10 protein-coding genes and 1 pseudogene are annotated in these 10,574 nt (G+C 71.7%); 5 read left to right on the forward strand and 6 right to left on the reverse strand.

Going from position 1 to position 10,574, the window contains the following annotated elements:
* Window positions 1-239: helix-turn-helix domain-containing protein (locus ACFVW8_RS36170; RefSeq protein ID WP_389697741.1), on the reverse strand; the 239-nt coding region annotated here is incomplete at its 3' end.
* Between the two features lie 89 nt (window positions 240-328).
* Between ACFVW8_RS36170 and ACFVW8_RS36175 the strand changes: the two genes are divergently transcribed.
* From ACFVW8_RS36175 to ACFVW8_RS36185, 3 genes and pseudogenes are all read left to right on the forward strand, one after another.
* Window positions 329-1,276 carry an aldo/keto reductase gene (locus tag ACFVW8_RS36175; RefSeq protein ID WP_389697743.1) on the forward strand — a complete coding sequence of 316 codons (948 nt, stop codon included), beginning with the start codon at window positions 329-331 and terminating at the stop codon, window positions 1,274-1,276.
* A 142-nt stretch (window positions 1,277-1,418) separates the two neighbouring features.
* Window positions 1,419-2,576: an epoxide hydrolase family protein gene (locus ACFVW8_RS36180; RefSeq protein WP_389697745.1), complete on the forward strand. Its 1,158-nt coding sequence runs from the start codon at window positions 1,419-1,421 to the stop codon at window positions 2,574-2,576.
* Window positions 2,577-2,905: 329 nt separating this feature from the next.
* Window positions 2,906-3,354: pseudogene (locus ACFVW8_RS36185) on the forward strand (transposase); the annotation flags it as partial.
* Between the two features lie 35 nt (window positions 3,355-3,389).
* Here the strand turns inward: ACFVW8_RS36185 and ACFVW8_RS36190 are convergent.
* The 4 genes from ACFVW8_RS36190 to ACFVW8_RS36205 all read right to left on the reverse strand — a co-directional run bounded on the left by ACFVW8_RS36190 (window position 3,390) and on the right by ACFVW8_RS36205 (window position 7,290).
* The gene (locus tag ACFVW8_RS36190; RefSeq protein WP_389697747.1) at window positions 3,390-3,830 is read right to left on the reverse strand and encodes a VOC family protein; all 441 of its coding nucleotides are present in this window, start codon (window positions 3,828-3,830) and stop codon (window positions 3,390-3,392) included.
* 64 nt (window positions 3,831-3,894) lie between these two features.
* Window positions 3,895-5,466 (reverse strand): 3-hydroxyacyl-CoA dehydrogenase, encoded by a 1,572-nt coding sequence (locus tag ACFVW8_RS36195; RefSeq protein WP_389697749.1) that lies wholly within the window; start codon window positions 5,464-5,466, stop codon window positions 3,895-3,897.
* A 76-nt stretch (window positions 5,467-5,542) separates the two neighbouring features.
* Window positions 5,543-6,319, reverse strand: coding sequence for a CoA-transferase subunit beta (locus tag ACFVW8_RS36200; RefSeq protein WP_389697751.1), 777 nt, complete (start codon window positions 6,317-6,319; stop codon window positions 5,543-5,545).
* Between the two features lie 53 nt (window positions 6,320-6,372).
* The gene (locus ACFVW8_RS36205) at window positions 6,373-7,290 is read right to left on the reverse strand and encodes a CoA transferase subunit A (protein ID WP_389697759.1); all 918 of its coding nucleotides are present in this window, start codon (window positions 7,288-7,290) and stop codon (window positions 6,373-6,375) included.
* 157 nt (window positions 7,291-7,447) lie between these two features.
* Here ACFVW8_RS36205 and ACFVW8_RS36210 point away from each other — a divergent pair, with 157 nt between their 5' ends.
* Window positions 7,448-8,344, forward strand: coding sequence for a LysR family transcriptional regulator (locus ACFVW8_RS36210; protein ID WP_389697753.1), 897 nt, complete (start codon window positions 7,448-7,450; stop codon window positions 8,342-8,344).
* A 172-nt stretch (window positions 8,345-8,516) separates the two neighbouring features.
* Window positions 8,517-9,743 carry an acetyl-CoA C-acetyltransferase gene (locus tag ACFVW8_RS36215; protein WP_389697755.1) on the forward strand — a complete coding sequence of 409 codons (1,227 nt, stop codon included), beginning with the start codon at window positions 8,517-8,519 and terminating at the stop codon, window positions 9,741-9,743.
* A gap of 191 nt (window positions 9,744-9,934) precedes the next feature.
* Here ACFVW8_RS36215 and ACFVW8_RS36220 read toward each other — a convergent pair.
* Window positions 9,935-10,574: MFS transporter (locus ACFVW8_RS36220; RefSeq protein ID WP_389697757.1), on the reverse strand; the 640-nt coding region annotated here is incomplete at its 5' end.

Raw genomic sequence — 10,574 nt, forward strand, 5'->3', positions numbered from 1 at the left:
GCGTACACCGCCTCGACCAGTGCCTCGCGGGTCGGGAAGTGGCGGTACAGCGTGCCGATCCCGAACCCGGCCTCGCGGGCGATGTTCTCGAGCGCGACAGCGCCGTCAGCGGCCGCGAAGGCGGCCCGGGCGACAGTGATCAGCTTCTCCCGGTTACGCCGCGCGTCGGCGCGGACCGGGCGCGCCGCTCCGCCGGACGGGTCGGCGGGAGCGCCAGTGGGTGTCGGTTCGGGCGAAATCAAAACGGAGGACCCTCCGGTAGTGCTACAGTCGACTAGGCGGAGGCTCCTCCGCTTTCCTCATCATCGCACGAGGACGGCATTTTCAAATGGCATCCAGCAGCACACCCTCCCCCGAGGTCACGGCCACCGGCGTCCTCCGTCCGGGAGGCGCGGGCCTGCTCGCGGGGCGCCCCGTCTCCCGTGTCGGATACGGGGCGATGCAGCTCGAGCGGCTGCACGGCGACCGCGACACCGCCATCGCGGTCCTGCGCCGCGCGGTCGAGCTCGGCGTGGATCACATCGACACCGCCCATTTCTACGGCGCCGGTCTCGTCAACGGGTTGATCCGTGAGGCGATCCGACCGGAGGACGGCGTCCTCGTCGTCAGCAAGGTCGGTGCCACCCCCGACTCCAGCGGCGGCCGCCTCCCGCTTCGTCTCGCACAGCGGCCCGAGGAGCTCCGGGCGAGCGTCGAGGACAACCTCATCGGCCTCGGTATCGACCATCTCCCCGTCGTGAACCTGCGCCGCGCCGACACGGGGCCCGGACTCCGGGCCGAGGGTGACCAGGTGGTCGACATCGACGACCAGCTCGCGGTGATGACCTCGATGCGCGACGAGGGCAAGATCGGCGCCATCGGGCTGAGCAGCGTGACCCTCGACAGACTGCGCCATGCGCTCCCTGCGGGCATCGTCTGCGTGCAGAACGCCTACAGCCTTGTCTCGCGCGCCGACGAGGACCTGCTCACGCTCTGCGTCGCCGAGGGGATCGCCTGGGTGCCGTACTTCCCGCTCGGCGGGACGTTCCCCGGCATCCCGAAGGTGACCGAGGAGCCGGCCGTCCACACCGCGGCACAGGCCCTCGACAGCACACCGTCACAGATCGGCCTCGCCTGGCTGCTCCACCACGCCCCGAACACCCTCCTCATTCCCGGCACCGCGGACGCCGGCCACCTCGAGGCGAACGTCGCGCTGGGCGCGATCACCTTCGACGACGCGACACTGGCCGCGCTCGACGCCGTCCCCTCGCGCTCCGCGGACTTGCCGATCGGCTGACCCGGGACAGCAGCTGGATCAAGAACGCAGCGGCCTCCGCACCGGAAGTCATCCTCCGCCTTGCCCAGAACCTGTCGCGCAATGATGCGAGCCCGATGGGATGTCATTTCCGTCCCGCAAACGTGCGCGTGGAAGGAGCCCCATGACCGACCGACGGATTACGGAGATCACCCCATTCCGGCCCGTGGTACCGGATCACGAGATCAACGACCTGAGGGAACGCCTCAGCCGAGCCCGGCTCCCTGAACAGGAGACGGCGCCCGGCTGGGCGCAGGGCGTCCCCCTCGACTACCTCACCGAGCTCATCCGCTACTGGCGCGACGAGTACGACTGGCGGCGCCTGGAGGGCGAGCTGGCCTCGCGCGGACAGTCGCACGCGGTCGTCGACGGCCTCGGCATCCACTTCCTCCATGTCCGGTCCTCACGACCGGATGCTCGTCCGCTGCTGATCACGCACGGTTGGCCGGGCTCGGTCGTCGAGACCCTCGACGTGATCGACGCGCTCACCGAGCCGGGCGACGGCGAGCCCGCCTTCCACCTCGTCATCCCGTCCCTGCCCGGATTCGGTTACTCCGAGAAGCCGGCCGATGCGGGGTGGGGCATCGAGCGCATCGCCGACGCCTGGGTCGCGCTGATGGCCCGGCTCGGCCACGACCGTTTCCTCGTTCAGGGCGGCGACTGGGGCGCCATGGTCACGATCACGATCGCCGTGCGCCACCCCGAGCGGGTTTCTATGATGCACACCCTTGTGCCGTGGGCTCCGCGCCCCGACGGATTCGACGACACCACCCTCACGCCGACCGAGCGGCGCTGGCTCGAGGAGTACGCCGAGTTCGGGCGCTCGGGGCGCGCCCACGCGCTCCAGCAGTCCACAAGCCCGCAGACGATCGGATACGCGCTGGTCGACTCGCCGACCGCCCAGCTCGCCTGGATCGCGGAGAAGTTCTTCGAGTTCTCCGACTCGGAGACCAACCCCGAGGAGGCGGTGTCCCGGGACCGCATCCTCGACGACGTCTCGCTGTACTGGTTCACCCGCACCGGTGCGTCCGCGGCCCGGCTGTACTGGGAGAGCTTCCGCGGTCTCGGCATGCCGGACCAGAACATTCCCGTGACGGTGCCGGCTGCCGTGACGGTCTTCCCGCGCGACCTTCAGAAGCTGCCCCGCTCATGGGTCGAGGAACGCTACCGCGACCTGCGCTACTGGAGCGTGGCCGAGCGAGGGGGCCACTTCCCGATGCTCGAAGTGCCCGAAGCCTTCTGCGCGGAGACCCGTGCGGCATTCGCCCACGCTCCGGCGTGACGGCGGGGGCCGCGTCTTGCGGCCCGCCTCGTGTGCCTGTGTTGAGGTAGGCCGCGAGGATGGAGAGGACGGCCGCCTGTCGGCCGGGGGATGCCGGCTGACGCGAGCCCACGCCCACTCCGGTTCGCCACGCATGCCCAGACGAACGACGTCGTGCGCCAGCATCATCATCGGGTCGTGGGCGGCACTACCGACGGAGACGAGACGACCTGCCCGTCGAGATCCTGGGCCGGACTCGGTCGGACCGGGTGATGCGCCGCCCGACTCCACCACGGGTCTACGACCCCAAGAGCTCGTAACACGATCTTGCTGATGTTGGCCGGCGGGGCGTTACCGGTGTGATGATTCGGCTCCTGCCGTCCGGTGCCGAGCCGAAGCCGGTGTGGCTGTGGTGGTCCAGGACCGGCGCCACCGCCAGCGAGGTCGACCGATGCCGGCAGGCGTTCCTGCGACGGTTCGACGTCGAGCACACCATCAGGATGATGAAGCAAACCCTGGGCTGGACCGCTCCCCGTCTTCGGAACCCGGAGGCCGCCGACCGGTGGATCTGGGTGATCGTCGCTGCCCACACCCAGCTCCGCCTCGCTCGTCCGCTCGTTCGGGACCTCCGGCATCCCTGGGAGAAGCCGGCCCCGCCCGAACGTCTCACCCCGGCCCGTGTCCGGCGGGGGTTCCGGAACATCCGTCCAACGGCCGCCACACCAGCCGGTGCGCCGAAACCCTCCCGCCCGGCCCCGGCCGGCCACCAGGGACGAAGAACCGGCGACCCGCCAGACGCCGCGCGCTGATCCACCAGGGATCACGGGACAGCCCTTAAGCGGCGGCGAACAGCGACACCGCACAGCCGTCCGGGTCCAGCACCACCGCGTACCGCTGCCCCCACACGGCGTCCCACGGTTTCAGATGGCCCCGGTACCCGGCACCGGTCAGCTCGGCGTAGACCGAGTCGACCTCCGCCGGGCTGTCACAGAGAAAGGCCAGCCCGAGACGCTCCCCGTCCTTCGGCGCCGACCATTCGGGGTCGAACGAGCGGACGATGTCCTCGGTGTCCCACAGCAGGCGCTGTCCGCCCGGGAGCGTCACTTCGACATGGGGTGCGGATTCCGCGTCGGCGGGGATGTCGAGGCCGAGCCGGCGGTAGAAGGCGAGCGATGCGGCCAGGTCCGCGGTGGTGATGCCGATCGCGTCGAGTCGTGGAGTCATGGTCCGACCGTAGGCGGAGCGCCCGCCACCGGTCTTGTACGAATCGGTCATGCCCTCGCCCGTCCGGGGTGATTCCGGACGGCGAGCCGTGCCTGCTGCGCCGCCCGGAGCGCCCTCACGCCGTGTCGTGCGCACCCTCCACGTCCTCCAGGCACTCCCCCGGGGAGGTGCCCGGATCCGTCAGGGCCAGGCCGAGCGCGGCCCGTTCGGTGACCCAGCGGGTCGGGCGGTGGCGCGGGTCGCCGGTCGTCGCGTGCAGGGCCCGGTGCAGGTCCAGCATCCGGGCCGGGCCGATCCGGTCGCCCCAGGCCAGCGGGCCGACGGGATAGCCGAGACCGGTCGTGACCGCCAGGTCGATGTCGGCCGGGGCCGCCAGGGCGCGCTCCGCGATGGACGCCGACACCGACACGATCGAGGCGAGCAGCCGCTGGGCGACCGAGCCCGCCGTGTCCCGGACCACCGACACCGCGAACGGCTCGCCGCCGTCGGCCGCCCGGGACAGCACCGCGCGGGCGTCCCGCGCCGAAGCCGGTTCCGCCGCCGGTGTCACGGCCAGTACCCGGCGCCGCCCGGCCGCCGGCAAAGGGTCCACACCGAAGGTGCGACCTGCGGGCAGCCGGTGCGCGGCCACCGCCGAGGCGACCGTCGTGCCCCAGACCGGGACCAGCACCAGAGCCCCGGGGGACGGCTCGGGCCCGGAGTCGACCGTGGCGCCCGCAGCGGTCAGCGCCGCGCGCAGCGCGGCGGAGTCCCGTGCGTCCGACGCGCCGGCGAAGACGTGCACCGGCCGGTCCGCGTCGCCGGTGACCGGCGCCTCCGGTGCCGGGGCGGGCGCCTCGGGTCCGTACGCGAACCAGCCACGTCCGGTCTTGCGTCCGTGCAGCCCGGCCGCCACCCGGTTCGGGGTCAGGCAGGAGGGGCGCAACCGGTCCTCGTAGCGGAAGCCCTCCCAGATCGAGTCGGTCACCGCTGCGGTCACATCGAGTCCGGTGAGGTCCATCAGCTCGAACGGGCCCATGCGCAGGCCCAGTACGTCCCGTGCGATCCGGTCGATGCCCGCCGGGTCGCTCACGGTCTCCTCCAGCAGCGCGAGCGCCTCCGTCACCAGCCCGCGCCCGGCGTGGTTGATGAGGAAGCCGGGAGTGTCGGCGACCGTGACCGCGCGGTGCCCGCAGCTCTCCACGAGTGCCGTCAGCAGCGGCGGGATGCCGGGACGGGTGGCCGCGCCCGGCACGACCTCGACGATCCGCATCAGCGGTACGGGGTTGAAGAAGTGCAGACCGGCCAGCCGCGTCGGGTCCTTCAGCGCGGCGGCGATGCGGGTGACGGACAGCGAGGAGGTGTTGGTCGCGAACACGGCCGAGGCGGGCAGGACCTGCTCCAGCCGGCCGAGGACCTCGGCCTTGGTGGCGAGGTCCTCCCGTACGGCCTCGATGACCAGCTCGACCCCCGGGCCGTCGGCCCACGGGTCCGCCAGCGGGACCAGCCGGTCCACGGCGGCCGCCGCGTCCCCGGCGGACATCCGCCCCTTCTGCACGGCCCGCTCCAGCATGGAGCGTACGAAGCCTGCCGCCTCGGTCACCGCCTCGGTCCGTACGTCGCACAGCTCGACGGTGTGTCCGGCGGCGGCCGCCCACTGGGCGATGCCGCGGCCCATGGCTCCGGCTCCGACGATCCTGATACGCATGGCAGTTGGGGCCTCTCGTGTGAATCAAGCCGGGTTCGCGGGTGGCGGCCGGGCGGGACCGGGCGGACGGGGCGGTTCAGCGGAGGTACACCCGGTCCGGGTCGACATCCTCGCGCAGCAGCCGCAGTTCGTCCTCCGTCGGGGGCGGCACCTCCTCGACCGTGCCGGCGACCCGGAGGTCCCACCCGGTCGCCGCCCGGACCTGCTCGACGGTGACACCGGGGTGGACGGCCACGAGCCGCAGCTCCTCGCCCACCCCTTCGCGGGCCAGGATGCCCAGTTCGGTGATGACCCGGGTGACTCCGGCACCCAGCGGCCGGATGCCCTCCGCCAGGGCGCGGTCGGGGCCGGGCGTGGTGCAGAAGTCGAGCTCCGCGCTGAAGGAGCGGGGGTTGTGACGGCGCATCACCACGAAGACCTCACGGGAGCTGGCCATCACCTCGACGCCGCCGCCCGAACCGGGCAGCCGGACCGAAGGGCTGCCCCAGTCGCCGATCACCGAGGTGTTGAGGCTGCCCCAGCGGTCGATCTGGGCTGCGCCGAGGAAGCCGACGTCGATGTGGCCGCCCTGGAGCACACAGCCGAAGAGCATCGGCATCGGGATGACCGCCTCGGCCCCCGTGATGAGGACCGCGTCGGCGATGGTCTCCGGCAGGTGCGAGGGGTGGGCGCCGCAGACCCCCGACTCGTACACCACCTCGATGTCCGGGGCGACTGTCAGATGGGCCAGTTCGGTGGCGAGCGTCGGCAGCCCGATACCGGCGAACACCGTGCGGCGCGCGGCCAGTTCGCGGGAGGCGACGACGGAGAGCAGTTCGGACGAGGTGATGGTGCCCGGTGCGGTGGAGGTCATGACCCGTTCCTTCTCGTGTCCCGTGTGCGGATCGGTGGGGAGCCGGCAGGTGCTCACAGCCGCCGGCCGTAGTTGACCGGCTCGCTGAGCGCCTCGCCGACCGCGAGCCCCGCCCAGAACTCCGCGCCGAGCTTCTCGACGTACTCCGCGTGGTCCGCCGTCCCGCGTACCCACTCGTCCAGCCAGTCCTGGAGCCGCTGAGGATCCTTGCTGATGTGCGACCAGGCCCGGTAGAAGGCATTGTCCCGGTCGTAGTACCCCTGGGCGAAGGACGGATGCGCACCGCGCGGGCAGCAGACGACGGCGTCGACCGCGTGGGCGGGAATCAGGGTGCGGTTCGGGTCCGAGCGGATCACCGCGTCGTCCACGATCTCCTCCACGACGACGACCGCCTTCTTCGCCGCGTATACCGCCTCGGCCTGAACGCCGGTCAGCCCCCACATCTGGGTGTTGCCGCCGAGGTCGGCGCGCTGCGCGTGGATGATCGTCACGTCCGGGTTGACGGGCGGCACGACATAGATCTGTTCCGGCTCACCGTCCGGGCCCGGGTAGGGCGAGGTGACCTTGCGCAGATCGCTGTTGACGGACGGCAGATCGCTGCCCCCGTAGGAGCGCAGCGGATAGAACGGCAGCCGCTGGGAGCCGGCGAGGTAGCGGCAGATCATCCCGTAGTGGCTGTACTCCTCGAAGGCGAGCGGTGCCGGGTCGGCGCTCTCGATGCGGCGGCGGAGCTCACCGAGGGAACCGGCCGACGAGTTGCCCACGAAGGAGGAGACCAGTCGCGACACGCACCCCGCGGCGAGCATCTGGTCCACCACGATGTCCGCGGTCATCCGGACGACCGTCAGGTCCCGGCGGCCCTGGCGGATGATCTCGTGACCCGCGGCCGTCGGGATGAGATGGGTGAAGCCTTCGAGGCAGACGGTGTCTCCGTCGTGGACGAAGCCGGCGACAGCCGCCCTCATCGACATCGTCTTGTCTTTCCGGTCGGTCGTGGCCACGGTGCTCCTCTGCCGGTGCGTGCGCGTCGCCCTACCGTGTCAGTGGCCATTGATTCCCGTCCAATACCAAATTAAGGTCAGATCAAGACGTCTGATTAATCAATGACTGTTGAGGAGCGGGCCCGGCATGGAACTGCGCCATCTGTCCGCGTTTGTCGCCGTGGCCGATGAGCTGCACTTCGGCCGGGCCGCCAAGCGGCTCCGGATGGCCCAGCCGCCGCTGAGCCAGCAGATCCGGCAGCTGGAGAAGGAGCTGGGTGTCCAGCTCTTCGAGCGCAACACCCGCTCGGTGCGGCTCACCAGCGCGGGGGAGTCCTTCCTCCAGCCGGTACTGACCGTGCTCGACGACCTCGACATCGCGGTGCGGGCCGCGAAGGCCGCCGGCCGCGGCGAGTACGGACGGGTCAGTATCGGCTTCGCGGGCGCCTCCAGTCACGAGACCCTGCCCCAGCTGACCCGCGCGGTGCGCGCCGCCCACCCCGGCATCGAGCTGGTCATGACGGGCCAGACGTACGCCAACGTCGCGCTCGGGCGCGTCGCGGACGGCTCGCTCGACCTGGGGTTCGTCCGGCTGCCGGTGACCCAGCCGGGCGTGACCTGCCGGGTGATCGACGAGGAGGAGCTGGTGTGCGCGCTCCCCTCAGACCACCCGCTCGCCGCCCGGGACAGCGTTCCCATCGAGGTGCTGGCGGGCGAGCCGTTCGTCTCGTTCCCCGCCAACACCGGCTCCACCGTGCGGGACGCGATGGTCGGGGCCTGCGAGGCCGCCGGGTTCAATCCGAGAGTGGTGCAGGAGGCCCCCGACTCGTACACGATTCTGGCGCTGGTCGCCGCGGGTGTCGGGGTGACTCTCACCGTCACCTCCGTCCAGCACATCCAGCAGAACGGCCTCGTCTACCGACCGCTCGCCGGTCCGCCCATCCGGCGTCAGGCGGCCCTGGCCTGGCGGGCCGACAACCCGTCCGCCGCCCTGCGTGCGGTGCTCGCCGTCGCGGAGAACGCCCTGCCCACGCCCTCCGCGTGAGCGCTCCGCCCCATTGAGACGCACTGCGTCTTGAATCAAGGGGAACTGGATATTGGACCGACTCAGTCGCCGGGTGCGAGGCTCGCCCCACCCCTGTCGACTGTCGACGCAGCCCCGCTCCCGCCCCCTCCCCGGACCCCGCCCGTCTCCCCGTCCCCGGAAAGGTCCCGCCGTGCCCGACCAGAACGATGTCGTCATCTGTGAACCGCTGCGCACCCCCATCGGCCGCTTCGGCGGGGCGTTCGCCGGGCAGACGGCGGCCGCCCTTGCCGCGCGGGTCATCGCCGAGGTCGTCGCCCGGAGCGGAATCGATCCGGACCGGGTCGACGAGGTGATCCTCGGGCACGCCTACCCGTCCTCCGACGCCCCCGCCATCGGCCGGGTCGCCGCCCTCGACGCCGGGCTCCCCGAGTCGGTCACCGGCGCCCAGACCGACCGTCGCTGCGGCTCCGGGCTGCAGGCGGTCCTCGACGCCGCGATGCAGATCAGGGCCGGCTTCAGCGAGGTGGTGATCGCGGGCGGCGTCGATGTGATGAGCGCCGCCCCCTACTACACGCACGACGGCCGCTGGGGCATCAAGGGCCCCGGCCTCCAGCTGCACGACTCGCTCGCCCGGGGGCGGGTCACCGCGGGCGGCGTCAACCACCCGGTGCCGGGCGGCATGATCGAGACCGCCGAGAACCTGCGCCGCGAGTACGGCATCAGCCGGCTCGACCAGGACGCCCTCGCCCTGCGCTCGCAGCGGCGCGCCGGCCGGGCCGCCGCCGAGGGGCGGTATGCGGCGGAGACCGTCCCCATCACGGTGAAGACACGCAAGGGCGAAACGGTGGTCACCGCCGACGAGCATCCGCGCCCCGACACGACCGCCGAGCAACTCGCCGGGCTCCGCCCGGTCATGGGTAAGTCCGACCCCGAGGCCACGGTCACCGCGGGCAACGCCAGCGGCCAGAACGACGCGGCCGCCGCCTGCCTGGTGACCAGTGCCGCCACCGCGGAACGGCTCGGCCTCACCCCGCTCGTGCGGCTGGTCTCCTTCGCCCGTGCCGGAGTGCCCGCGGCGACCATGGGCATCGGCCCCGTCCCCGCCACCCGCGCGGCGCTCGCCCGCGCCGGACTCACCCTGGGCGACCTCGACCTGATCGAACTCAACGAGGCCTTCGCCGCCCAGGTGCTGGCGTGCACCCGCGAACTGGGGCTCGGCGAGAAGGACCACGAGGAGCGGATCAACGTGAACGGTTCCGGCGTCTCCCTCGGACACCCGGTCGGCGCCACCGGCGCCCGCATCCTCGCCACTCTCACCAGGGAACTGCACCGCCGCGAGGCCCGCTACGGCCTGGAGACCATGTGCATCGGCGGCGGCCAGGGGCTCGCCGCGGTCTTCGAGCGCATCGCGGTCTGACGCCTGTCGTATCCCGCCGGACATGCCCCGGCGGCGCCGCCCACCGGGCCGCACCGGAGGGATCGGCGAAGTCCGCGTGCGTGGCCGAGTCGCTGACCCACCTCTACCCGTGACGTGACCTGATGTGCGTGTGCGGCTGCCCCGCCGGGGTCAGGACCGGCGGGACAGCCGCACACGCACATCCAGGGGTCCTACCGGCCCGCGTGCACACGCTTGCGGTCCGGAGCCGCCGCCAGGTGGTCCGGCGCGGATTGCGGATCCGTGAGCCGGTTCAGCCGGGCCGGTACGTCGAAGCCGACCAGCAGCACCACGATCACCGTGCCCGCGAACGTCAGCACCGCCAACGCCTGCCCCAGGTCCATGCCGGAGGCGAGATGCGCGCCCAGGACCGGGGCGACGGCCCCGCCGAGAGCGCCCACGTTGTACGTGAAGCCGAGCGCGGCGCCACGGCTCTCGGTCGGGAAGTGCCCGCCGATGTAGCGCGGCAGCAGCCCGGAGATGCCGAAGCTCGTCGCCTGGAGCAGGAAGAGCAGGATGCCGAGCAGCAGCAGGTTGTTCTGCACGGCGAACACCGGATAGACGAAGGCGAGCGAGGCGAGCAGCGTCAGCGCGTACGCCTTCTTCGCTCCGATCCGGTCGCCGAGGAAGCCCGCCGCCCAGCAGCCCACCATGGTGCCGAAGCCCGCGAAGTACAGGACGTCGGTGACCTGGTCCGTGGAGTAGCCCAGCTCGGTCTTCAGATAGGTCGGCAGCAGGGCCTGGATCGGCCATGAGTACAGGAACGCGAAGAACAGCGTCACGATCATCGACAGGTACAGCACCCAGCTGCGC

Origin of the sequence: Streptomyces sp. NPDC058221 (genome assembly GCF_042882365.1) — a bacterium.
Taxonomy (GTDB): Bacteria; Actinomycetota; Actinomycetes; order Streptomycetales; family Streptomycetaceae; genus Streptomyces.